The sequence below is a fragment of the Methylobacterium oryzihabitans genome, from assembly GCF_004004555.2.
Taxonomy (GTDB): Bacteria; Pseudomonadota; Alphaproteobacteria; order Rhizobiales; family Beijerinckiaceae; genus Methylobacterium; species Methylobacterium oryzihabitans.
Map to the genome: position 1 here is coordinate 1 of NZ_SACP01000023.1, position 23,137 is coordinate 23,137.

Consider the following 23,137-nt stretch of genomic DNA (forward strand, 5'->3'; position numbering starts at 1 on the left):
ATCCTCTTGATGTCCAGCCTGGCTGCTCATCAACCGGAACTCGGACCAGGCTGACCCGCCGCCACACCTCGACACGCGCGCTCCTGCGCCAGCCGTGAAATCAAGCCCCAACCCGACAGGCTGCTAGGCCGCCGCCGGCGGATCGATTGTATCAAAAACAGTTTTCCCCCAAACAACGGCGAGGCATGGAAGCGGACGAAGTGCCGTCCCGGGGCGCGACCCGGCAGGAGCCCGATCCGTCAATGACGCAGCAGCGCGAGCAGGACGAGGACCGGGACGCCGCAGCGGCCTCGGCGGCGCTGCTGGCCGATCCCGAGGCGATCCGCTGGCTGGTCGAGACCATCCCGCAACTGCTGTGGCGCTCCCACGCGCTCGGCGAGTGGATCTGGGCGAGCCGGCAATGGACGGCCTTCACCGGCCAGAGCGACGCCGCCGCCCGCGGCCAGGGCTGGCTCGCCGTCGTCCATCCCGACGACCGCGCCCGCACCCGCGAGGCGTGGCGCGCCGCCGAGAGCCGCGGCGGCCTCGAGGTCGAGCACCGCCTGCGGCAGGGCGGCGACGGCGGCTACCGCTGGTTCGAGACCCGGGCGGCGCCGCGCCGCGACGCCGCCGGGCGGATCCTCGAATGGTTCGGCACCGCCACCGACGTCCACGACCTCAAGCTGTCTCAGCAGCGGCAGGCCGAACTCCTCGCCGAGCTGCAGCACCGGGTCCGCAACACCCTGTCGGCGGTGCGGGCCATCGCCCGGCGCTCGGCGGAGACGAGCACGGGCAAGGACGACTACGCCATGCACCTCGACGGGCGCCTCGCGGCGATCTCCCGGGTGCAGAGCGCGGTGATCCGCAACCCGGCCGGCGGCCTCGACCTCGCGATGCTGGTGGCCGACGAGCTGCTCGTCTGCGGCGTGCGCGAGGGCGAGGCGGCCCGCATCGCCGGTCCGCCGGTCCTGCTCCACGCCCGGGCGGCCGAGATCCTCGGCCTCGCCCTGCACGAGCTGGCGACCAACGCGGTCAAGTTCGGTGCCCTGTCGGCGCTGGCGGGCCGCGTCGCGGCGACGTGGGTGATCGAGCCGGCGGAGCCCGCGGTCCTGACCTTCGACTGGGTCGAGCGCGGGGGGCCGCCGGTGCCCGGTCCCCCGGCGCGGCGCGGCTTCGGCCTGGAGGTGCTGGAGGAGCGGCTGGCGCACGATCTCGACGCCCGCACGATCCTGGACTTCGCGCGCAAGGGGCTGTCCTGCCGGATCGTGCTGCCGCTCACCGCGCGGGTGGTGCGGCCGGGGTGATACGGATTCCGGACGATTCGTTCCGGAATCCGTATCCCGAGCCCGCGCGGCGTTCGAGCGAAGCCGATTTCCGCATCGCGACAGCGACTGCAACGCAGTCGCCGAGCGATCAAGCGGAAATCCTATGACGACCCGCCGCCGGGAGGGGCGCAACGCAGTCATGTCCCGCCCCGCCTTGCCGCGGCCGGGGCGCTCGGTCACTGCTCCCGGCATGCCCTCAGACCGGTCCGGGATTCCCATGGCGATGAGCGTCGCATCCAGGCCGGGCTCGGCCACCACCGCGTGGACGGGCCCCGGCTTCGCCGAGTTCGTCGCCCTCACGGCCCTGGTGATGGGCCTCACCGCCGTCACCATCGACAGCTTCCTGCCGGCCTTCCCGGCGATCCAGGCCGATTTTGCGATCGGCGGCCCGAACCGGCTGCAATACCTCGTCTACGTCTACATGCTCGGATTCGGGGTGGCGCAGCTCGCCTACGGGCCGGTCTCCGACGGCCTCGGCCGGCGCGCCACGATGATGGCGGGCTTCGCGATCTACCTCGCCGGCAGCGTGCTGGCGATGCTGGCGCAGAGCTTCGAGGTGCTGCTCCTCGCCCGGGCGATCCAGGGCGTCGGCGGGGCGGCCGGGCGGGTGCTCGCCGTCGCCATCGTGCGCGACCGCTACGAGGGCCGCGACATGGCCCGGGTGATGTCGTTCTGCATGATGGTCTTCCTCATCGTGCCGATCGTCGCGCCGACCATGGGCGGGCTGCTGCTCCTCGTCGGAAGCTGGCGGCTGATCTTCGGCGCCATGCTGGCCCTGTGCGTCGTGCTGCTGGCGTGGTTCGGCTGGCGCATGCCCGAGACCCTGCACCCGGCCTTCCGGCGCCCGCTCCGGGCCGGCACCGTCGCCTCGGGCATCGCCGCCACGGTGACGACCCGCGCCTCGTTCGGCTACGCCACCGCGCTGGGGCTGCTCACCGGCTGCATCATGGCGTATGTCGGCTCGGCCCAGGCGGTGTTCGACACCGGGCTCTACCATCTCGGCCCGTACTTCCCGGTTGCCTTCGGGCTCATCGCCGGGGCGATGGGCGTCGCCACGCTGGTCAATGCCCGCCTCGTGCGCCGCCTCGGCATGCGGCGGCTGTCGCATGGCGGCACGATCGGCCTGTGCGCGATGGCGGCGCTCCAGCTCGCGGTGATCCTCGCCTTCGGCGGCCGGCCGCCGCTGCCGGTGCTGATCCTGACCCTCGGCCTGTGCCAGTTCCTGCTCAGCTTCGCCCTGCCGAACTTCAACGCGCTCGCCATGGAGCCGCTCGCGGCGATCGCCGGCACCGCCTCGTCGTTCATCGGCTTCTACACCACGCTGCTCGCCGCCTTCTGCGGCCTGCTCGTCGGCCAGTCCTTCGACGGCACGGTGATCCCCCTCGGGATCGGCTATCTCGTGCTGGGCCTCGCCACCCTGGCGGTGGTGCTGGTGACCGAGCGCGGCCGGCTGTTCGGCGCCGGCGGCCCGGTGCCGGCGCGCCCCGACCGCCCCGCGGCTTAACCCGGCCTTCAGCCTTGCGGCGGATTCTCGGCCGGCGACGGGAACCGGTCGCGGGATACGGGGAGTTCGGGCCGTGGGTGGACGCTACGACGATGCGGTGCTGCTGACCGGACGGCTGCTGCTCGCGGCGGCCCTGCTGCCGGCGGGCCTCCAGCACGCGCTCAACCCGTCCGGCTTCGCCCTGGCGCTCGCCGGCACCGGGATGCCGTACCCGAACGGCGTCGCCACCGGCTCGGTCGTGGTCACGACCTTCGGGCCGCTGGCGCTGGCGCTCGGCCTCCTGCCGCGGCTCACCGGCCTCGCGCTCGCCGCCCACAGCGTCGCGATGGGGCTGCTGCTGCACCGGTTCTGGCAGTATGGCGGCGCCACGGCGCGGATCGAGCAGGAGCTCTTTCTCGCCCAGGCCGGACTCGCCGGGGGGCTCGTCCTCTACGCGATGACCGGTCCGGGCGCCTGGGGCTGGCAGGGCTGGTGGCACGGCCGGCGCGGCGAGCCGACCCCGGCGCCCGCCGCCCCGCGCAAGCGCCCCCCGGCCGCCCGCTCCGCCAAGGTGCCGCCGCGGCCGGCCCGGGTGGCGGCGTGATGCGCCTCAGCCGAGGTCCTTGCGGGCCCGCACCGTCTCTTCCAGCCGGGCGTGGCTGTAGCCGAACGGCGGCAGCTCGGCCATGAACCGCTCGGCGATCTCGGTGATCACGACGTCGGGCCGCACCGCCGCGACGTAGTCCCAGTCGATGCCGGTCGACCACAGGAAATGCACCTCGGCGAAGGTCTCGGCGAGGAGGCCGGTCAGCATCCCGGTGCGGACGTCCCACCGGAAATGCGCGCAGGAATCGCCGAACACCACGAGGCGGCGCGGATCGGCCCCGGGGGTCGGATTGCGGAACACCGCCCGGGCGCCGAGATGCAGGTCGAGACCGCGCCCCGCCGCCTCGAAGTCGCGCACCAGCGCGTTGGTCTCGGAGAGGACCGCGTCGCGCCGGATCGCGCGCACCCGCAGCGCCTCCCACCGCCACGGCCGCAGCTTGAGGCCGAGATCGCCGCAGACCTCGATCTCGCTCGCCGCGCAGCCGTCGCGAAGATCCTCCCGCGGGGCCGTGCCGAGGTGCCGGCACAGGGCCGCGTAGGCGACGAAGCAGCCGTCGTGGCTCCAGTGGGTGTCGGTGCGCAGATAGAGGTCGCCGGTCTCCCGCGCGGCGCGCAGCGGGCCGACGAGGTCGACGAGGCATCCGGCCGCCGGCGTCAGGCGCAGGGCCCGCCGCAGCCGCACGGCCGGTGCCGCAGCGGCGTCGAGCGCGAGCCCGTCGAGCCGGTCGTCGAGCACGGTGAGCTTCTCGGGCACCACGAGGTGGCGGTAGGCGATGCCGAGCTGCCGGAACCGGCGGGCGCGCCGCGCGAGCAGCCGGCGCCAGCCCCAGGTCTGGCGCCAAGCGGCCCAGGAATGCCGGTACTGGCCGAGCACGTCGTTGCTGCCGCCGACGAGAAAGAGCCAGCCGTCGCGGCCGGCATGGACCATCGCGGCCTCGCCGCCGGCTTCCTGCGGCCCGGCGACGTCGAAGGCCGGCCGGACCACCTCCGCCGCCGTCATCGGGCTGGACGTTTCGGGGTCCGGGAACGCGCCGCCGGCCGCCTCATCCGGCGAGCAGGCGGGCACCGGCCACCGCCGCCGCGGCGCGGTTCTGCACCCCGAGGCTGCGCAGGAGCGCCGCCATGTGGACCTTCACCGTGCCCTCGCCGAGGTTGAGGTCGCGGGCGATCTCCTTGTTGGACTTGCCCTCGACCAGGAGCGCGAGCACGTCGCGCTGGCGCGGCGTGAGGTCGGGCCCGCGACCGTCCAGTCCGCGGGAGGGTGCGGCGCGGCTCTCCGCCGGACGCCCGGGCCCGGCTTCCGGCGTGGCGAGGACCGCCGGGACGAAGACCTGACCGTCGAGGATCGTGCCGATCGCCCGGCTCAGCTCGTGGGCGCCGAGTCCCTTCGGCACGTAGCCGTGCACCCCGACCTCGAGCGCCTCAAGGATCCGCGCCCGGGTGCTGGAGGCCGACACCACCGCCACCTTCACCGCCGGAAAGCACTCCCGCACCGCGCTGAGGCTCGCCGGGCCGTCCATGCCCGGCATCGCGAGGTCGAACAGCGCCAGAGTGACGGCGGGGCCGCGCTGCGCCAGCTGGTCGAGGGCGGCGTCGAACGAGCCGGTCTCGATCACCTCGGAGAAGCCGATCCGGGTGAGGATCGCCGTGAGGGCGAGGCGGAAGAACTCGTCGTCATCCGCGACCAGGGCGACCGGCGCTGAGGGGTGGGACATCACACGGGAATCTCGTCGGGGCCGGCCCGAGAAGGGCGCGGACGGTCCTTATAGGATCTGGCTGCCGAAACCGTAAACGCTCGGTTGTATGATCGGGGGTCTCAACGCCCCGGCCGCCGATCCGGATCCGGCCCGGCGGGGTCGGGCTCCGGCTCGCGGAACGCCGCCGCGAAGGGCGGTGCGGCGATCTCGTCGAGGAGCGTGCGCAGCAGCAATGCCTTCTCGGCCCCGAAGGTCGTCTCGAACCGCGCCTGCGCCTCGCGCCAGAGCCGGAACGCCGCGCGGAAGCGCGCCTCGCCCGCCTCGGTCAGGGCGACCCGGCGGCTGCGGCGGTCGCGCGGGTCGACCACCAGCGCGACCAGCCCGTCGCGGGCCAGCGGCCGCAGGGTGTGGCCGAGCGCCGACAGGTCCATCACCATCGCGGCCGCGAGTTCGCCCATGCTCGGCCGGTCCAGCAGGCGGATCTGGCCCATCAGCCCGAACTGCGTCGCCTTCAGGCCCGTGGGCGCCAGCGCGTCGTCGTAGAGCTGGCCGAGCCGGCGCGTCGCCCGCCGCAGGGCCGCGTTGCTGCACGGGTGGGGTACGGTCTCCGCCATCGCTCCCGCCGATCGTCCTCTTGACGAATTACTGGCATATGCCACTAATCCCGTCGCGTCGAGCACGACGATGCCGGAGGACGACCGCCGGGTCGAGCGGCGCGGCTCGGAGGCCTGCCCGATGGACGACCGTACCCGCCGCCTGCTGCGCGCGCCCATCGTCCCGACGCTGCTGCGGCTCGCAGGCCCCAACGTGCTGGTGATGCTGGCCCAGGCTCTGGTCGGGCTGATCGAGACCGGCTTCGTCGCCGGGCTCGGCACCGATGCGCTCGCCGGCATGGCGCTGGTGTTTCCGCTGCTGATGCTGGTGCAGATGGTCTCGGCCGGCGGGATGGGCGGCGGCATCCTGTCGGCGGTGGCGCGCTCCCTCGGGGCCGGCCGCCAGGACACCGCCGACGCCCTGGTCTGGCACGCGGTCGTGATCGCGCTCGGCCTCGGCCTGCTCACGTCGCTCGCCGCCCTCACCCTCGGCCCGGCGCTCTACGCGGCGATGGGCGGGGTCGGCGGCTCGCTCGCCTCGGCCTCGGCCTATGGCGGCGTGATCTTCGCGGGCGCCGCGCTGATCTGGCTGTTCAACGCGCTGGCGGCGGTGCTGCGCGGCACCGGCAACATGGCGCTGCCCGCCACCGTGACGTGCCTCGGCACCCTGGTGCTGCTGCCGGTCTCGCCGGCGCTGATCTACGGGATCGGACCGGTGCCGGGGCTCGGCATCGTCGGCGGCGGCGTCGCGGTCGTGGCCTATTACGCCGCCGGCAGCGCGGTGTTCGTCCACCACCTGTGGTCCGGGCGCGGGCTGGTGCGCCCCGCCCCCCGGCCGCCGCGCCTCGCGCTGGCGCCGATGGCCGCGATCCTGAAGGTCGGCGCGGTCTCGTCGGTCATCAGCCTGACCACCAACGTCACCATCGCGGCGGCGACGAGCTTCGCGGGGGCGGCCGGCCCCGGGGCGGTCGCCGGCTACGGCACCGGCGCGCGGCTCGAATACCTGCTGGTGCCGCTGGTCTTCGGCCTCGGCGCCCCGGTCGGCGCGATGGTCGGCACCTGCATCGGCGCCGGCGACCGGGCGCGGGCCGTGCGCGTCGCCTGGATCGGGGCCCTGATCGCCGGCCTCCTCACCGAGGCGATCGGGCTCGCCGCCGCGCTCCGTCCCGAGGCGTTCCTGCGGCTGTTCGGCGACGACCCGGCGATGCTCGCCACCGGAGCGCGCTACCTGCACCTCGTCGGCCCGTTCTACGGCTGCGCCGGCATCGGCCTCGCCCTGTACTTCGCCGCGCAGGGCGCCGGGCGGGTCGGCTGGCCCCTCGTCGCCGGGCTGGCGCGCCTCGCCGTCTCGGTCGGCGGCGGCTGGCTCGCCCTGCGGGCCGGGGCGGGGCTCGACGGGGTGTTCCTGGCCCTCGGCCTCGGCCTGCTGGTCCTCGCCCTCGTCAACGCCGCCGCCACCGCCGCCGGCGCGTGGTCCCGCCGCGGTCCCGCCCCGGCCGCGATACCGGCCGCCCGCTGATCGGAGACGACCCGATGACCGACGCGCCCCGCCTCTACCTCGACGACCTCGTGCCCGGCATGGTCCTCCGCTCGGGCGAGCTGACGGTGACCGCCGAGGCGATCAAGGCCTTCGCCCGCGACTTCGATCCGCAGCCGTTCCACCTCGACGAGGCGGCGGCCGAGGGCACCTTCTTCGGCGGCCTCGCGGCGAGCGGCTGGCACACCGCCGCCCTCACCATGCGGCTGCTCGTGGAGGGCGGCCTGCCGCTCGCCGGCGGCATCGTCGGCGCCGGCATGGACGAGCTGCGCTGGCCGCGCCCGGTGCGCCCGGGCGACCGCCTGCGCCTGGAGAGCGAGGTGCTGGAGGTCCGCCCCTCGCGCTCGCGGCCGAACCAGGGCCTCGTCAAGGCGCGCACGACGACGCTCAACCAGGACGGCGAGCCGGTGCAGGTGTTGGTCGCCAACCTCGTGGTGCCGCGGCGGGAGCCGATGCCGGCGTGAGGCTGCGATCCCGGCGCCTTTACGGCCTGCCGGCCTCCTTGGCCTTCTGGACCTCCATGTAGCGGCGCAGGACCGCGTTCATGCGGGTCTGGTAGCCGCGCCCGCCGTGCTTGAAGAACTCGACCACATCGCGGTCGAAGCTGGCATGGATCGAGGTTTTGCCCGGCGGCAGGCCGATGGCCGCGTCGGCCCAGTGATCGTCGTCGGACGGCGGGTTGTCCTCGTCCTCGGCCGCGATCCGGTCGATCTCGTCATCGCTCATCGCCTTGAGGGCCGCCCAATCGGTCCGGCCGGTCCCCGTCCTGGCTGGCTTGCCTGGCATGAAAGATCCTTCTCTCCCGGCGGCTGGCCGGGCGTGCCGAGATGATCCGGGATTTAGGGGGCTGAGGCGTGAACGTGATGTTGAGCGTCATACGAAATCCGAGTGATCGCTTCGCGATGCGGATTTCGGCTTCGCTCAGGCGCCGCGCGGGCTCGTGATACGATTTTTGAACGAATCGTCCAAAAATCGTATCACGCCCCTGACCGCGACCAGCATGTTGAAACGCCGCTCACCATAATCCCGTCGCCGGTCCTCGGCGACGACGACGAAACGGCCATCGAAGGCCTCATCGAGATCCGCAAAGTCGATGTGCCGGCCGAGGATGTTCGCCTCGTTCTTCGGGTCGTCCCAGACGGTCCGCTCGCCTTCGCCCATGCCTGGATGTACATAACTCTGGCGGTCGGGCCACGCGCGGTCCGATCCCGGCGCCCCACCGTTGAATTCGGCGGCCCCGCCCCGCATATCGGCCCCCGTCACGAGCTAGAGACGGAGTCCTTCGACGTGAGCGAGACGGTGGAGCGGCATGCCTTCGGGGCGGAGGTGGGGCGCCTCCTGGATCTGGTCGTCCACGCGCTGTATTCCGAGCGCGAGATCTTTCTGCGCGAACTCGTCGCCAACGCCGCCGACGCGGTCGACCGGCGCCGCTTCGCCGCCCAGACCGAGGCCGGCCTCGCGCTGCCGCCGGACGTCAAGGTGCGGATCCGGGCCGACAAGGACGCCCGCACCCTGACCGTGTCCGATCCCGGCATCGGCATGACCAAGGACGAACTGGCGCAGAACCTCGGCACCATCGCGCGCTCGGGCACCCGGGCCTTCAGCCAGTCGCTCGCCGACGCCAAGCCCGACGAGCGCCCGAGCCTGATCGGCCAGTTCGGCGTCGGGTTCTACTCCGCCTTCATGGTCGCCGACCGGGTCGAGGTCACCTCGCGCCGCGCCGGCTCCGACGAGGCCTGGACCTGGGCCTCGGAGGGGCAGGGCGAGTACACCCTCGCGCCCGCGACGAGGGACGAGCCCGGCACCGACATCGTGCTCCACGTCAAGGCCGACGCCGACGAGTTCCTCGAGCCGATGCGGATCGAGCATATCGTGCGCAAGTGGGCCGACCACATCACGGTCCCGGTCACGCTCGCGCGCGAGGGCGAGGAGGAGACGATCACCCGCGGCACCGCCCTGTGGCGCAAGTCGAAGGCGGAGGTGACCGAGGAGGCCTATACCGAGTTCTACCGCCACGTCAGCCACGCCTTCGACGCGCCGTGGGCGACGCTGCACTGGCGGGCGGAAGGATCGCTCGAATTCTCCGCACTGCTGTTCGTCCCCGGCATGAAGCCGTTCCTCGCCGTCGAGGAGGAGCGCGAGAGCCGGGTGCGCCTGCACGTGCGCCGGATGTTCATCACCGACGAGGCCGGCCTGCTGCCGTCCTGGCTGCGCTTCGTGAAGGGCGTGGTCGACACCGAGGACCTGCCGCTCAACGTCTCGCGCGAGATGCTGCAGGCGACGCCGGTGCTCGCCCGCATCCGCCGCGCGGTCACCGCCAAGGTGATCGGCGAGCTGAAGTCCCGCGCCAAGGACGCCGAGACCTACGCGACGTTCTGGGAGGCGTTCGGGCCGGTGCTGAAGGAGGGCCTGTACGAGGACGTCGAGCACCGCGACGACATCGCCGCGCTGCTGCGCTTCCGCTCCTCGGCGGTCGAGGGCTGGACCTCGTTTGCCGATTACGTCTCGCGGATGAAGCCGGGGCAGGAGGCGATCTACGTCCTGGTCGGCGACGACACGAAGGCGCTCGCCGCCTCGGCGCAGATCGAGGGCTTCAAGGCCCGCGGGATCGAGGTGCTGCTGCTCGCCGACCACGTCGACGCGTTCTGGCCCGAGCGGTTCGACACATTCGACGGCAAGCCGATCCGCAGCGTCACCCAGAGCGCCGACGACCTCTCGGCCTTCGAGCCGGAGGTGGCGCCGGGCGACGAGCCCGCCGACCTGTCGGGCCTCGTGCCGAAGCTCAAGGAGGCGCTCGGCGACGCGGTGTCGGAGGTGCGCGAGAGCCGCCGCCTCGTCGACAGCGCGGTGCTGCTCGCCGCCCCGGCCCACGGGCCCGACCTGCAGATGCAGCGCCTCCTGCGCCGGGCCGGCCGCGGCCTCGGCGCTGGGCAGCCGGTGCTGGAACTCAACCCGCGCCACCCGCTGGTGCGCCGCCTCGCCGAGCGCGCCGGCGCCGGCGAGGAGGTGGGGGAGGCGGCCCAGACGCTCCTCGACCTCGCCCACGTCCAGGGCGGCGACCCGCCCCGCGACCCGGTCGCCTTCGCCCGGCGCGTGGCGGCGGCGCTGGCGCGGAAGGGGTAGGACGGGTTCGGCGCAACCTCGCGGCGTGCCGGCCCGGTGATCTCGCGAGTCGTCGCTTCGCAGCGTCGGCTCGCGATCGCCGTTGACAGGTTCCGGCGTCGTCACGATCGTTCGTCGCCAGGAGAGCGCCATGGCCGAGGCGGATCAGGACGCTGCCGCACCGCAGCGAATCGACATCCACGAGTTCAGCGGGCACGTCTCCGAGTTCCTGGAGCGAGTCCGGAGCAGAGCATCGTTCGTCATCGCGTCCCAGGCCGAGGCCGTCGCCCTGCTCCAGCCGCCGCGGGGCCTGGTGCGGCCGCCGCGTCGGCCCGGGGCGTTGAAGGGGCAGATCCGCATGTCGCCCGACTTCGACACCCTTCCCCCCGAGGTGCTGGCTGCCATCGAAGGTCGCGAGGCGGCCCGCGGCTGACCTGCTCGGTCCTGCCATGGCCTGCGTACGAGATCGTCTCCGAACTCGCACGCCCTTTCCCGGACGACTGGAACGCAGTGGAAGGAGATCCGGGATCCAGCCGTAAGACCTGCCGCGAAGCGGCTCAGTGCGTCGGCACCGCCGCTGCACAGAGGCGCTTCGCGACTCCTTGTGCTGGATCCCGGATCTCCTTCCGCTGACGCTGCAGTCGTCCGGGAAAAGGGAGCGGTTTCGGGGCTCTGCTGAAGCTCTCGTCAGGGGATGTCACCATGGGGCGGATCACCGACGAGGGTGACAGAGCGAACCCGCCGCATCCCGGCAACGCTCGGTTTACCATTCCGCACGATGGTTGAGGGCATCAGAGCGGCCTCCGGGATCCCCGTCCCGGGAGCCCTCGCGTCGCGCCTGCGAGGATCCCGCCATCATGATGTCCCGCGCCGAACGCTCGCATCTCGGCGACTGGTGGTGGACCGTCGACCGGTTCCTGCTCGCCGGCCTCGGCACCCTGATGACCATCGGGCTGGTGTTCCTGATGGCCGGCGGCCCACCGGTCGCCGACCGCCTCGGCCTGCCGCCGTTCCACTTCCTCAACCGGCAGGTGATGTACCTCGCCCCCACCGTGGGGCTGATCCTCGCGGTGTCGTTCCTGTCCCTGCGCCACGTCCGGCGCCTTGCCCTGCTCACCTACACGGTGGGCATCGTCCTGTGCGTGCTCGCCATCAAGTACGGGCCCGAGATCAAGGGCGCCCATCGCTGGATCCAGTTCGGGGCGATCGGCGTCCAGCCGTCGGAATTCGTCAAGCCGGCCTTCGTCGTGCTGGCCGCCTGGGCGTTCTCGGAGGGCTCGCGCCGGCGCGACATGCCGGGCGGGTTCCTCGCCCTGCTGCTGCTGCCGATGACCATCGTGCCGCTGATCCTCCAGCCGGATTTCGGCCAGACCATGCTCATCACCATGGTGTGGTGCTGCATGGTGTTCGTCGCCGGCCTGCACCTCGTCTGGGTCGCGGGCCTCGGCGGCCTCGGGCTCCTCGGCGTCACCGCCGCCTACGAGCTGCTGCCGCACGTGCGCGCCCGCATCGACCGCTTCCTCAACGAGGATTCGGGCGACAACTTCCAGGTGTTCTGGTCGAAGGAATCGTTCAACGTCGGCGGCTGGCTCGGCACCGGCCCGGGCGAGGGCGTCGCCAAGCGTCACCTGCCCGACGCCCATACCGACTTCATCTTCTCGGTCGCCGGCGAGGAATTCGGCGTCCTCGTCTGCATCGCCCTGGTGCTGCTGTTCGCCTTCGTCGTCATGCGCGGGCTGGTGCTGGCGCGGCGCAACGAGGACGTGTTCTGCCGCCTCGCCATCGTCGGGCTCGCCACCCTGTTCGGGCTCCAGGCCTGCATCAACATGGCGGTGAACGTCCGGCTGATGCCGGCCAAGGGCATGACGCTGCCCTTCGTGTCCTACGGCGGCTCGTCGCTGATCTCGCTCGCGCTCGGCATGGGCTTCCTGATGGCGCTCACCCGCCGCCGGCCCCGGGCCGCGATGATGCGCGGGCCGGACGCGACCGCCCGCCCGTGAGCGGGCGGTGCGGGCCCCCGGGGGGTGACCGCGCCGTCCCGGCATGACACAAGCGGCGCCTTCGAGCGGGACCCGACCGCAAGCCCTGTCGGACCCTTTGCCTTCAACCCCGGCGGTTCCGGGCCCGTCCCGCCGCCGACGACGAAACGCGCCCCATGACCGTTGCCCAACCCCTCGTGCTCGTCGCCGCCGGCGGCACCGGCGGCCACCTGTTTCCGGCCGAGGCGCTGGCCCTGCGCCTGCGCGACCGCGGCATCCGGGTGGCGCTGGCCACCGACAGCCGCGTCGCCGCGCTGTCGGGCGAGTTCCCGGCCTCCGAGATCGTCGCGATCCCCTCGGCGACGCCGTCCGGCCGCTCGCCGCTGGTGCGCGGGCGGGCCTTCCTGACCCTCGGGCGCGGCTTCGCCTCGGCGGTCCAGGCGGTGCGCCGGCTCAATCCGGCGGTGGTGGTCGGCTTCGGCGGCTACCCGACCGTGCCGCCGGTCCTGGCGGCCCAGATGCTCAAGGTGCCGACCCTGCTGCACGAGCAGAACGCCGTGATGGGCCGGGCCAACCGCTTCCTCGCCCGCGGCGCCGCGGTGATCGCCACCGGCTTCTCGGCGGTCGGCGGCGTGCCGGCCAAGGCGACGGCGCGCCGGGTCCATACCGGCAACCCGGTGCGCCCGGCGGTGCTCGCCGCCGCCGCCATGCCGTATCCGCCCCTCTCGGCGGAGTCGCCGCTCGAACTCCTCGCCTTCGGCGGCAGCCAGGGCGCCCGGGTGATGAGCGACGTGGTGCCGGACGCGGTCCTGCGCCTGCCCAAATCCTTGCGCGCCCGCCTCACGGTGATCCAGCAGGCCCGGGCCGAGGATCTCGCCCGGGTCCAGGACATCTATGGCCGGGCCGGGCTCGCGGCCTTCGCGGCGGCGCCGTTCTTCAAGGACCTGCCGGCCAAGATGGCGGCGGCGCACCTCGTCGTCGGGCGCTCGGGCGCCTCGACGGTGGCCGAACTCGGCGTGATCGGCCGCCCGGCGATCCTCGTGCCGCTGCCCGGCGCCCTCGACCAGGACCAGGCCGCCAACGCGGCGGTGCCGGCGGCGGCGGGCGCCGCCTTCCCGATCCCGCAATCCGCCTTCACCCCCGAGCGGCTCGCCAGCGAGCTGGAGACGCTGTTCGGCGACCCCGCCCGGCTCGCGGCGGCGGCAGCGGCCGCCCGCGCCGGCGGCCTGCCGGACGCCGCCGACCGCCTCGCCGCCCTGGTGGTCGAGACCGCGCTCGCCGCCGCCCGATGACCGACGCCGAAAAGGACCCGCACCCATGCAACTGCCGAAAAAGCTAGGCCCCATCCACTTCATCGGCATCGGCGGCATCGGCATGTCCGGCATCGCCGAGGTGATGCACAACCTCGGCTACACGGTGCAGGGCTCCGACGCCTCGGACAATTACAACGTCCGGCGGCTGGCCGAGAAGGGCATGAAGACCTTCGTCGGCCACCGGGCCGAGAATCTTGGCGACGCCGAGCTGGTGGTGGTCTCGACCGCGATCCGCCGCGACAACCCGGAACTCGCCACCGCCCGCGAGCGCCGGCTGCCGGTGGTGCGCCGGGCCGAGATGCTGGCCGAGCTGATGCGGTTCAAGTCGAGCGTCGCGGTCGCGGGCACCCACGGCAAGACGACGACGACCTCGCTCGTCGCGACGCTCCTCGACGCCGGCGGCCTCGATCCGACGGTCATCAACGGCGGCATCATCAACGCCTACGGCACCAACGCCCGGATGGGCGAGGGCGACTGGATGGTGGTGGAGGCCGACGAATCCGACGGCACCTTCCTGAAGCTGCCGGCCGACATCGCCATCGTCACCAACATCGACCCCGAGCACCTCGACCATTTCGGCAGCTTCGACAAGGTCAAGGACGCCTTCCGGGCCTTCATCGACAACATCCCGTTCTACGGCTTCGCGGTGATGTGCATCGACCACCCGACGGTGCAGGACCTCGTCGGGCGCATCGAGGACCGGCGCATCGTCACCTACGGCGAGAACCCGCAGGCCGACGTGCGCCTCCTCGACGTCGACCTCAAGGGCGGCCAGAGCCGGTTCCGGGTGATGATCCGCGACCGCCGCCCCGGCTTCCGGCTGGAGATGGAGGACCTCGTCCTGCCGATGCCGGGCAAGCACAACGCGCTCAACGCCACCGCGGCGCTCGCGGTGGCCCACGAGCTCGGCGTCGCGCCCGAGGCAATCCGCAAGGCGCTCGCCGGCTTCGGCGGCGTCAAGCGCCGCTTCACCAAGACCGGCACCTGGAGCGGCGTCGAGATCTTCGACGATTACGGCCACCACCCGGTCGAGATCCGGGCGGTGCTGAAGGCGGCCCGGGCCTCGACCGAGGGCAACGTGATCGCGGTGGTGCAGCCGCACCGCTACACCCGGCTCGCCTCGCTGTTCGACGATTTCTGCACCTGCTTCAACGACGCCGACACGGTGATCGTCGCTCCCGTCTACGCCGCCGGCGAGGCGCCGATCGAGGGCTTCGACCGCGATTCGCTGGTGGCGGGCCTGACCTCGCGCGGGCACCGCAACGCGGTGGCGCTGGAGCGCAGCGAGGACCTCGCCGGGCTGGTCCGCGCCGCCGCCGGATCGGGCGACTACGTCGTGTGCCTGGGCGCCGGCAACATCACCCAGTGGGCCTACGCCCTGCCGGGGGAGCTGGCGGCGTTGGGCGAGAAGGCGGCGTAGGGTGCAGTGCGCGGCGCGGACGACGACGGATCGAAGCGGGCGCGAGATCTGCGGCAGGCGCAGACGGAGGCCGAGGCGCGGCTCTGGGCGCGCCTTCGCGATCGGCGGCTCGGCGGCGCCAAGTTCGTCCGGCAGCATCCGGTCGGGGCCTACATCACCGACTTCGCCTGTCGCGATCGGAGGCTGATCGTCGAACTCGACGGCAGCCAGCATGCCGACAGTGCCCACGACCGGCGTCGGGATGCGTGGCTCACCTCGCAGGGATGGCGCGTCCTCCGGTTCTGGAACGCCGAGGTGTTCAAGAACCTCGACGGCGTTCTCCAGACGATCCACGCGGCCCTCTCCTCTCCCCGCGGGCGGGGAGAGGCCTTCGTCCCCCTCGTCGGGGGCGAAGGAAGCCCGAAGGGCGGGGGTGAGGGGGTGATTCCGGATGAGACTCCTCCGGTCTCGCCCCCTCACCCTCGGCTGCCGCCTCGCGGTGTCCCCGACAAGGGGGACACCGCCCTCTCCCCGCGAGCGGGGCGAGGAGAACGCGCACCACCTTCGGCGAGACACGTCTCACGCGAAGCCGGCCGCATCCGCGACCACGACCACCCTGAACGGCGGGCCATGACCACCTCCACCGACCTCCTCGCCCTCCTGGCCCCGGCCCGCCTGCGCGGCCGTCTCCTGCCCGACCATCCCCTCGCCGACCTGACGTGGTTCCGCGTCGGCGGGCCGGCGCAGGTGCTGTTCACTCCCGCCGACGAGGAGGATCTGGCCGCGGCGCTCGCGACGCTCCCCGCCGAGATCCCCGTGACGGTGATCGGGCTCGGCTCGAACCTGATCGTGCGCGACGGCGGCGTGCCCGGCCTCGTGATCCGGCTGGGCGGCAAGGCGTTCGGCAGCGTCGCGGTCGAGGGCGAGACGATCCGGGCCGGGACCGCGGTGCCGGACGTGAAGGTCGCCCGCACCGCCGCCGAGGCCGGGCTCGACGGGCTCGCCTTCTACCGCGGCATCCCCGGCTCGATCGGCGGCGCGCTGCGGATGAACGCCGGCGCCCATGGCGGCGAGACCACCGACGTGCTGGTCGAGGCCCGCGGCATCTCCCGCGACGGCACGCTCCGCACCTACGCCCACGCCGAGATGGGCTTCCGCTACCGCCACAGCGGCGTGGCCGAGGACGTGATCTTCACGGGCGCGCTGTTTCGCGGCCGGCCCGGCGAGCGCGAGGCGATCCAGGCCGAGATGGACCGGGTGACGGCGGCCCGCGAGGCGGCGCAGCCGATCCGCGAGCGCACCGGCGGCTCGACCTTCAAGAACCCGGACGGCGCCAAGGCGTGGCAGCTCATCGACGCCGCCGGCTGCCGCGGCCTGACGCGCGGCGGCGCCCAGGTGTCGGAGATGCACTGCAACTTCCTCATCAACCGCGACGGCGCCACCGCGGCCGACATCGAGGGGCTGGGCGAGGAGGTGCGCCGGCGAGTCCGCGAGACCGCCGGCGTCGACCTGCACTGGGAGATCCGGCGCATCGGCCGGCCGGCGGCCTGAGACCCGGAGGAGGAGCGGACCATGACCCGACACGTCGCCGTCCTGATGGGAGGCTGGTCGGCCGAGCGCGAGGTGTCGCTGCGCTCGGGCGCCGCCTGCGCGAAGGCCCTCGAGGAGCAGGGCTACCGCGTCACCGACATCGACATGCAGCGCGACGTCGCGGCGGTCCTGGCGGCGCTGCGGCCCGACGTGGTGTTCAACGCCCTGCACGGGCCGTTCGGCGAGGACGGCACCGTCCAGGGTGTCCTGGAGATCCTCGGCATCCCCTACACCCATTCCGGCGTGCTCGCCTCGTCGCTGGCGATGCGCAAGGACCGCGCCAAGGTGGTGATGCGGGCCGCCGGCGTGCCGGTGCCCGAGGGCCGGATCGTTAACCGGTTCGACGCGGCGAAAGCCCACGTCCTGCCCCCGCCCTACGTCATCAAGCCGATCGCCGAGGGCTCGTCGGTGGGGGTGACGATCGTGCGCGACGGGCGCTCCCACCCGCCCCAGGAACTCGCTCGGGCGGACTGGCCGTTCGGCGACGAACTCCTTGCGGAGACTTACATTCCGGGCCGCGAGCTGACCTGCGCGGTGATGGGCGACAAGGCGCTCGGCGTCATCGACATCCGGCCCGCCACCGGGGAGTGGTACGACTTCGACGCGAAATACGCCGCCGGGGGCTCGGTCCACGTCCTGCCGGCAGAAATTAAACCGAAAATTTACCAGACCGTTCGAGAGTTGGCGTTAACGGCGCATCAAGCACTTGGCTGCCGGGGCGTGAGCCGTGCCGACCTTCGCTACGACGACACACCGGGTGGCACCGGCGCGGTCGTGGTGCTGGAGGTCAACACGCAGCCCGGCATGACCGAGACCAGCCTGGTGCCAGAACTCGCAGCCCATGCCGGGCACAGTTTCGGTGACCTCGTCCGATGGATGGTGGAGGACGCTTCCCTGAACCGCTGACCGCCCCCGGCCCTGCCGGCGGCGCGGCCGCCGGTTCCCATGCCCCCGCCCCGGCCTCCGGCCGGCCGGCGGGGCCGCGCCAGCCCTCGCGGCTGATGCGCCGGCTGCCGCGCTTCCTGCGCCCGCGCCGGTCGTCGGTGGCGGTGCCGATCGAGCAGCGCCTGCCGGCCCTGCTCGGCACCGGCCTGCTGCTCGGCTTCTTCGGCGTCGTCGGCATCGCCGGGTTCGGGGCGAGCGGCGCCTACACGGTCCTGCTCGCCCAGGCCGGGCGGCCGGTCGACATGCTGGCCCGCGCCGCCGGCTTCGGCCTCGACAAGGTGACGATCACCGGCATCGCCCAGTTGCACGCCCGCGAGATCCTGCACGCCGCCGGGCTCGACCAGCGCAACTCGCTGCCGTTCCTGAGCGTCGCCGAGGTGCGCGAGCGCCTGTCGCAGGTCCCGCTGATCGCCTCGGTCTCGGTGCGCAAGATCTACCCCAACGAACTGCTCGTCACCCTGACCGAGCGCCAGCCGAGCGCCCTGTGGCAGCGCAACGGCGAGATCGCGGTGATCTCCGCCGACGGCCGCGAGATCGACCGGATGCGCGACGGCCGCTTCGCCGCCCTGCCCCTCGTCGTCGGCGAGGAGGCGAACCTGCGCACCCGCGAGTACCTCGACCTCCTGGAGGCCGCCGGGCCGCTCAAGGAGCGGATCAAGGCCGGCACCCTGGTCTCGGGCCGGCGCTGGACGCTCAAGCTCGACGGGATCGACATCCGGTTGCCCGAGGAGGGCGCCCGCGAGGCGATGACCCGCCTCGTGCGCCTGGAGGCCGAGTCGCGCCTCCTGGCCAAGGACATCATCGCGGTCGACCTGCGCATGCCCGACCGGGTGGTGGTGCGCCTCACCGAGGAGGCCGCCGCGGCCCGCCAGGAGGCGCAGAAGAAGAAGCCGAAGAAGGGCACCGAGACATGAGCCGTCCGGTCCGCTCCGCAGAAGCAGGCTCGGTCATCGTGTCCAGTCGGGTGAGCGTCGCGTCATGAGTCTCCTCCAGCACGGCCTGACGCCCCGCCTGAAGCCGCTCTCGGCCCGGCGCAGCGCGACCCTGTCGGTGCTCGACATCGGCACCAGCAAGATCGTCTGCCTCGTCGCCGAGCTGCAGCCGATGGAATCGCTCTCGACCCTGCGCGGCCGCACCCATCTGGCCCGCATCATCGGCATCGGCCACCAGCGCTCGCTCGGCCTCAAGGGCGGCGCGGTGGTCGACCTCGAAGCCGCCGAGAGCGCGATCCGGCAGGCGGTCCACGCCGCCGAGCGGATGGCGAAGGTCGAGGTCCAGTCGGTCATCGTCAACCTGTCGGGCGGCCGGCTCGGGGCGCAGCATTTCGAGGCGCGGGTGCCGGTGCGCACCGGCTCGGTCACCGCCGGCGACGTCCAGCGGGTGCTGGAGACCGCGAGCACCCGCAGCGTCAGTCCCGGGCGCGCGGTGCTGCACGCCCTGCCGACCGGCTACTCCCTCGACGAGCAGAGCGCGGTGGTCGATCCCTCGGGCATGATCGGCGAGAGCCTCGGCGTCGACCTCCACGTCGTCACCGCCGAGGCGGCGGCGGCCCGCAACCTGATGCTGGCGGTCGAGAACTGCCATCTCGGCGTCGAGGCGGTGATCGCCACCCCCTACGCCTCGGGCCTCTCGGCGCTGGTCGACGACGAGGCCGAGATGGGGGTCGCGGTGGTCGACATGGGGGGCGGCACCACCAGCGTCGGGGTCTTTTCCGGCGGCCACCTCGTCCACGTCGACGCGGTCGCGGTCGGCGGCCACCACGTCACCATGGACATCGCCCGCGGCCTCTCGACCCGGGTGGCGGCGGCCGAGCGGCTGAAGACGCTCTACGGCGCCGCGATGGCGACCGCCTCCGACGAGCGCGACATGATCGCGGTCCACGGGGTCGACGAGGACGAGCGCGACCTGCCGCATCACATCCCCAAGTCCCAGCTCGTGCGGATCATCCGCCCGCGGGTCGAGGAGGTGCTCGAACTGGTGCGCGACCGGCTGCGCAACGCCGGCTTCGCCGCCCAGGCCGGGCGCCGGGTGGTGCTCACCGGCGGCGCGAGCCAGCTCGTCGGCCTGCCCGACCTCGCCCGCCGCATCCTCCAGGGTCAGGTCCGGATCGGCCGGCCGCTCGGCATCAAGGGGCTGCCGGAGGCCGCCAAGGGCCCGGCCTTCTCCGCCGCGGTCGGGCTCCTGGTCTACCCCCAGGTCTCGCACATCGAGCATTTCGAGCCGCGAGGGCAGGGCGGGTCGGTCGGCCTCGCCCAGGACGGCTACCTCTCCAGGGTCGGACGCTGGATCCGGGAGAGCTTCTGAGATCGACCGCCCGGCGGGCCTCGCGGCTCGACGGGCGGACGGACGGCAAACCGGCGCCGGGTCGGCGCCCCACACGAACACCTGACGAGACGTGACGAGAGGCTCGCGCACCATGGCCATCAGTCTGCAAGCCCCCGACATCCGGGAACTCAAGCCCCGCATCACCGTGTTCGGCGTCGGCGGCGGCGGCGGCAACGCCGTCAACAACATGATCGAGTCGGGCCTGCTCGGCTGCGAGTTCGTGGTCGCCAACACGGACGCCCAGGCGCTGACCTCCTCGAAGGCCGAGCGCGTGATCCAGATGGGCATCGGCGTGACGCAGGGGCTCGGCGCCGGCTCGCAGCCCGAGGTCGGCCGCGCCGCCGCCGAGGAGGTGATCGACGAGATCCGCGACCAGCTCTCGGGCGCCCACATGTGCTTCATCACCGCCGGCATGGGCGGCGGCACCGGCACCGGCGCGGCGCCGGTCATCGCCCGGGCCGCCCGCGACATGGGCATCCTGACGGTCGGCGTGGTGACCAAGCCGTTCCAGTTCGAGGGCGTGCGCCGGATGCGCTCGGCCGAGGCCGGCATCTCCGAGCTTCAGCAGGCCGTCGACACCCTGATCGTGATCCCGAACCAGAACCTGTTCCGGGTCGCCAACGAGAAGACCACCTTCGCCGACGCCTTCGCGATGGCCGACCAGGTGCTCTATTCGGGCGTCGCCTGCATCACCGACCTGATGGTGAAGGAGGGTCTCATCAACCTCGACTTCGCCGACGTGCGGGCGATCATGCGCGGCATGGGCAAGGCGATGATGGGCACCGGCGAGGCGTCGGGCGAGAAGCGCGCCAACCGGGCGGCGGAAGCCGCGATCGCCAACCCGCTCCTCGACGACGTCTCGATGAAGGGCGCCCGCGGCCTGCTGATCGCGATCACCGGCGGCAACGACCTGACCCTCTACGAGCTCGACGAGGCCGCGACCCGCATCCGCGAGGAGGTCGATTCCGACGCCAACATCATCCTGGGCGCTACCTTCGACGAGAGCCTCGACGGCATCATCCGGGTCTCGGTCGTCGCCACCGGGATCGAGCCGGCGCTGATCGCCGCCAACGCGATCGGTTCGCCGGAGATCGCCCAGACCGAGCAGCGCATTGCCGAGGTCGCCGAGCGCCTGCGCGCCGAGGCCCGCGCCCGCGCCGCCGCCCCGGCCCAGGCGACCGCCGCCTCCTTTCGTCCCGCCGAACCGGCGGTAGCGGCCCGCCCGGCCGCTCCCGCGCCCGAGCCGGTCGCGGCCCCCGCCGCGCCCGTGATGCCGGACCACGCCCGCCACGACCTGCACCATCAGGCGGCGGCGCTGATCCGCGACGAGGTGCAGATCACCCCGGCCCAGCCGCGGATGCCGGCCTACGAGCCGCAGGCCCACGCCGCCGCGGCCGCCGAGGCGCCGATGCCATCGGCCTCCGCGCCGTTCATCCCGCCGTCCCCAGCGGTGGTGCGCGCGCCGCGGATGCCGCGGGTGCAGGACCTGCCGCTGCCGGCCCAGAACCAGATCCGGGCCAGCCGCGGCGAGGAGCCGGTCGCCCAGGCCCCCGGCCAGGACGCCAAGCGCACCTCGCTGCTGCGCCGCCTCGCCACGGTCGGCTTCGGCGGCCGGCGCGAGGACGACGCCGCCCCGGCCCAGCCGGCGCCGCAGCCCGCCGCGCACCAGCCGGCCCCGCGTCCGGCGCCCCAGGCTCCCGCCGCTCCGGCGATGCCGCGCGCGCCCCAGGGCTACGCCCCGCAGGCCCAGGCCCCGGCCTACCGGCCGGCCCAGGGCAACCTCGATCCGCAGGGCCGTACCGTGCCGGCCCCGCGGATGATGGACGACGACCAGCTCGAGATCCCGGCCTTCCTGCGCCGGCAGGCGAACTGAGCCTCTGCCACGGAGCCGCCACGATGGCGGCTCCGGACCGGGCTCTGCGACCTTTCCGCCACACCCCGAAGCCCCGCGGCTTCGGGGTTAAGCCATTGTTCAAGTCCTTGTTCTAAAAGGGTTTCGCGTCTCTCCCCGGAAACCCCGGACTTGTTACAGAGCGTAAGAATCCGTGATTTGGCCGCGCTTGAGGGCCCGACTATAGCTCTTCTCAGAGATAAGGACGGGCGGCCCGCTTCAGGCCGGCACGCCGGTCCGAGGGGCTTCAAGCAGCGGACGGGTCTCAGTCGAGCGCGCCTCCCAGAGGGTCGCGGCGTCGGATCGCGGCCGAGGGCTGAGTAGATGAGAACGAGTCAGCAAACGACCCTACGCTCGGCCGTGAGCCTCACAGGCATCGGCGTCCACTCCGGCAACCCTGCCAGCATCACCCTCCACCCCGCCCAGGCCCATCACGGCATCGCCTTCCTCCGCACCGGCTTCGCCGAGGGGCGGGACCGACTGATCCAGGCGCACCACGCCCAGGTCTCCGCCACCGAGCTCTGCACCGTCATCGGCGACCGCCACACCGGTGCCGTCGCCACCATCGAGCACCTGATGTCCGCCCTCTACGGGCTCGGCATCGACAACGCGCTGATCGAGATCGACGGCCCCGAGATGCCGATCCTCGACGGCAGCAGCGCCCCCTTCGTGGCCGCCATCGACGAGGCCGGCACGGCCTCCTGCGGCGCCCCCCGGCGCGTCATCAAGGTGCTGAAGCCGGTCCGCGCCGAGAAGGGCCGCGCCTTTGCCGAGCTTCGCCCGCACGAGCGCGGTTTCCGCCTCGACGTCGAGATCGATTTCGAGAGCCCGGTGATCGGCCGCAGCCGCAAGGCCGTCGACCTTACCCCGGCGCTCTACCGCCGGGAGATCTCCCGGGCCCGCACCTTCGGCATGATGCGCGACGTCGAGCGCTACTGGAAGGCCGGCTTCGCCCTCGGCGCCTCGCTCGAGAACACCGTCGCGGTCGGGGAGGGCGGCGTCGTCAACCCCGAGGGCCTGCGCTACCCGGACGAGTTCGTCCGCCACAAGATCCTCGACGCCGTCGGCGACCTCGCCCTCGCGGGCCTGCCGATCCAGGGCGCCTACCACTCCTATTGCGGCGGCCACGGCCTCAACGTGGCGGTCCTCGACGCGCTCTTCGCCGACCGGGCGAACTACGCCATCGTCGAGGGCACCGGCGCCCGCCGCGAGCCGGCGCTGGCCGAAATCGGCGTCTCCCTCGGCGCCGCGGTCTACGCTCCCGACCTCTGAACTTCGGACGATCCGGCACGGGCCCGACGCATGATCCGCAGCGCCCGGCGGACGCTCCCGCTCGCCCTGCGCGATGACCGGGTCCGGCGGGTGGCCCCGGC

21 protein-coding genes and 1 pseudogene are annotated in these 23,137 nt (G+C 72.9%); 17 read left to right on the forward strand and 5 right to left on the reverse strand.

Features of this window, described 5'->3' with window-relative positions; all coding sequences use genetic code 11:
* Positions 1-242: 242 nt before the first annotated feature.
* From EOE48_RS20195 to EOE48_RS20205, 3 genes are all read left to right on the forward strand, one after another.
* On the forward strand, positions 243-1,283 hold the full coding sequence (locus EOE48_RS20195) for an HWE histidine kinase domain-containing protein (RefSeq protein ID WP_187371490.1): 1,041 nt from the start codon (positions 243-245) through the stop codon (positions 1,281-1,283).
* A 244-nt stretch (positions 1,284-1,527) separates the two neighbouring features.
* Positions 1,528-2,808 (forward strand): multidrug effflux MFS transporter, encoded by a 1,281-nt coding sequence (locus tag EOE48_RS20200; protein WP_246154622.1) that lies wholly within the window; start codon positions 1,528-1,530, stop codon positions 2,806-2,808.
* 73 nt (positions 2,809-2,881) lie between these two features.
* The gene (locus EOE48_RS20205) at positions 2,882-3,391 is read left to right on the forward strand and encodes a DoxX family membrane protein (protein ID WP_127732517.1); all 510 of its coding nucleotides are present in this window, start codon (positions 2,882-2,884) and stop codon (positions 3,389-3,391) included.
* Between the two features lie 6 nt (positions 3,392-3,397).
* Here EOE48_RS20205 and EOE48_RS20210 read toward each other — a convergent pair whose 3' ends face one another.
* From EOE48_RS20210 to EOE48_RS20220, 3 genes are all read right to left on the reverse strand, one after another.
* Positions 3,398-4,393 carry an alginate O-acetyltransferase AlgX-related protein gene (locus EOE48_RS20210; RefSeq protein WP_246154624.1) on the reverse strand — a complete coding sequence of 332 codons (996 nt, stop codon included), beginning with the start codon at positions 4,391-4,393 and terminating at the stop codon, positions 3,398-3,400.
* A gap of 43 nt (positions 4,394-4,436) precedes the next feature.
* On the reverse strand, positions 4,437-5,108 hold the full coding sequence (locus tag EOE48_RS20215; protein WP_127732519.1) for a LuxR C-terminal-related transcriptional regulator: 672 nt from the start codon (positions 5,106-5,108) through the stop codon (positions 4,437-4,439).
* A gap of 101 nt (positions 5,109-5,209) precedes the next feature.
* The gene (locus EOE48_RS20220; RefSeq protein WP_127732521.1) at positions 5,210-5,704 is read right to left on the reverse strand and encodes a MarR family winged helix-turn-helix transcriptional regulator; all 495 of its coding nucleotides are present in this window, start codon (positions 5,702-5,704) and stop codon (positions 5,210-5,212) included.
* Positions 5,705-5,825: 121 nt separating this feature from the next.
* Between EOE48_RS20220 and EOE48_RS20225 the strand changes: the two genes are divergently transcribed.
* Together EOE48_RS20225 and EOE48_RS20230 are read left to right on the forward strand one after the other, a co-directional pair.
* Positions 5,826-7,202 (forward strand): MATE family efflux transporter, encoded by a 1,377-nt coding sequence (locus EOE48_RS20225; RefSeq protein ID WP_127732684.1) that lies wholly within the window; start codon positions 5,826-5,828, stop codon positions 7,200-7,202.
* Positions 7,203-7,216: 14 nt separating this feature from the next.
* Complete coding sequence (locus tag EOE48_RS20230; RefSeq protein ID WP_127732523.1) at positions 7,217-7,684, forward strand: MaoC family dehydratase; 468 nt, start codon at positions 7,217-7,219, stop codon at positions 7,682-7,684.
* A gap of 19 nt (positions 7,685-7,703) precedes the next feature.
* Here the strand turns inward: EOE48_RS20230 and EOE48_RS20235 are convergent, their stop codons facing one another.
* Complete coding sequence (locus tag EOE48_RS20235) at positions 7,704-8,006, reverse strand: BrnA antitoxin family protein (RefSeq protein ID WP_127732525.1); 303 nt, start codon at positions 8,004-8,006, stop codon at positions 7,704-7,706.
* A gap of 135 nt (positions 8,007-8,141) precedes the next feature.
* Complete coding sequence (locus EOE48_RS20240; protein WP_246154626.1) at positions 8,142-8,483, reverse strand: BrnT family toxin; 342 nt, start codon at positions 8,481-8,483, stop codon at positions 8,142-8,144.
* A 24-nt stretch (positions 8,484-8,507) separates the two neighbouring features.
* Between EOE48_RS20240 and htpG the strand changes: the two genes are divergently transcribed.
* The 12 genes and pseudogenes from htpG to lpxC all read left to right on the forward strand — a co-directional run bounded on the left by htpG (position 8,508) and on the right by lpxC (position 23,036).
* A complete protein-coding gene (gene htpG / locus EOE48_RS20245; protein ID WP_127732527.1) occupies positions 8,508-10,343 on the forward strand; it encodes a molecular chaperone HtpG in 1,836 nt (611 codons plus the stop codon).
* 130 nt (positions 10,344-10,473) lie between these two features.
* Complete coding sequence (locus EOE48_RS20250; RefSeq protein ID WP_127732529.1) at positions 10,474-10,755, forward strand: type II toxin-antitoxin system Phd/YefM family antitoxin; 282 nt, start codon at positions 10,474-10,476, stop codon at positions 10,753-10,755.
* Between the two features lie 424 nt (positions 10,756-11,179).
* Positions 11,180-12,322: an FtsW/RodA/SpoVE family cell cycle protein gene (locus tag EOE48_RS20255; protein WP_127732531.1), complete on the forward strand. Its 1,143-nt coding sequence runs from the start codon at positions 11,180-11,182 to the stop codon at positions 12,320-12,322.
* 155 nt (positions 12,323-12,477) lie between these two features.
* The gene (locus EOE48_RS20260; RefSeq protein ID WP_127732532.1) at positions 12,478-13,593 is read left to right on the forward strand and encodes a UDP-N-acetylglucosamine--N-acetylmuramyl-(pentapeptide) pyrophosphoryl-undecaprenol N-acetylglucosamine transferase; all 1,116 of its coding nucleotides are present in this window, start codon (positions 12,478-12,480) and stop codon (positions 13,591-13,593) included.
* A 25-nt stretch (positions 13,594-13,618) separates the two neighbouring features.
* Entirely contained in the window at positions 13,619-15,034 is a 1,416-nt protein-coding gene (gene murC / locus EOE48_RS20265; protein WP_127732534.1) for a UDP-N-acetylmuramate--L-alanine ligase, read from the forward strand.
* 6 nt (positions 15,035-15,040) lie between these two features.
* Positions 15,041-15,364 (forward strand): annotated as a pseudogene (locus tag EOE48_RS30520) (endonuclease domain-containing protein); the annotation flags it as partial.
* Positions 15,365-15,643: 279 nt separating this feature from the next.
* Positions 15,644-16,564: a UDP-N-acetylmuramate dehydrogenase gene (gene murB / locus EOE48_RS29970; protein ID WP_246154627.1), complete on the forward strand. Its 921-nt coding sequence runs from the start codon at positions 15,644-15,646 to the stop codon at positions 16,562-16,564.
* A gap of 21 nt (positions 16,565-16,585) precedes the next feature.
* On the forward strand, positions 16,586-17,509 hold the full coding sequence (locus EOE48_RS20275; RefSeq protein ID WP_127732539.1) for a D-alanine--D-alanine ligase: 924 nt from the start codon (positions 16,586-16,588) through the stop codon (positions 17,507-17,509).
* Positions 17,476-18,462, forward strand: coding sequence for a cell division protein FtsQ/DivIB (locus tag EOE48_RS20280; RefSeq protein ID WP_127732541.1), 987 nt, complete (start codon positions 17,476-17,478; stop codon positions 18,460-18,462). The genes EOE48_RS20275 and EOE48_RS20280 overlap by 34 nt, the downstream gene beginning before the upstream one ends.
* Positions 18,463-18,526: 64 nt before the next feature.
* Entirely contained in the window at positions 18,527-19,852 is a 1,326-nt protein-coding gene (gene ftsA / locus EOE48_RS20285) for a cell division protein FtsA (RefSeq protein WP_127732543.1), read from the forward strand.
* Positions 19,853-19,964: 112 nt separating this feature from the next.
* The gene (ftsZ, locus tag EOE48_RS20290; protein WP_127732545.1) at positions 19,965-21,746 is read left to right on the forward strand and encodes a cell division protein FtsZ; all 1,782 of its coding nucleotides are present in this window, start codon (positions 19,965-19,967) and stop codon (positions 21,744-21,746) included.
* A 342-nt stretch (positions 21,747-22,088) separates the two neighbouring features.
* Positions 22,089-23,036 (forward strand): UDP-3-O-acyl-N-acetylglucosamine deacetylase, encoded by a 948-nt coding sequence (gene lpxC / locus EOE48_RS20295; protein WP_127732548.1) that lies wholly within the window; start codon positions 22,089-22,091, stop codon positions 23,034-23,036.
* The last annotated feature ends 101 nt before the right edge of the window (positions 23,037-23,137 follow it).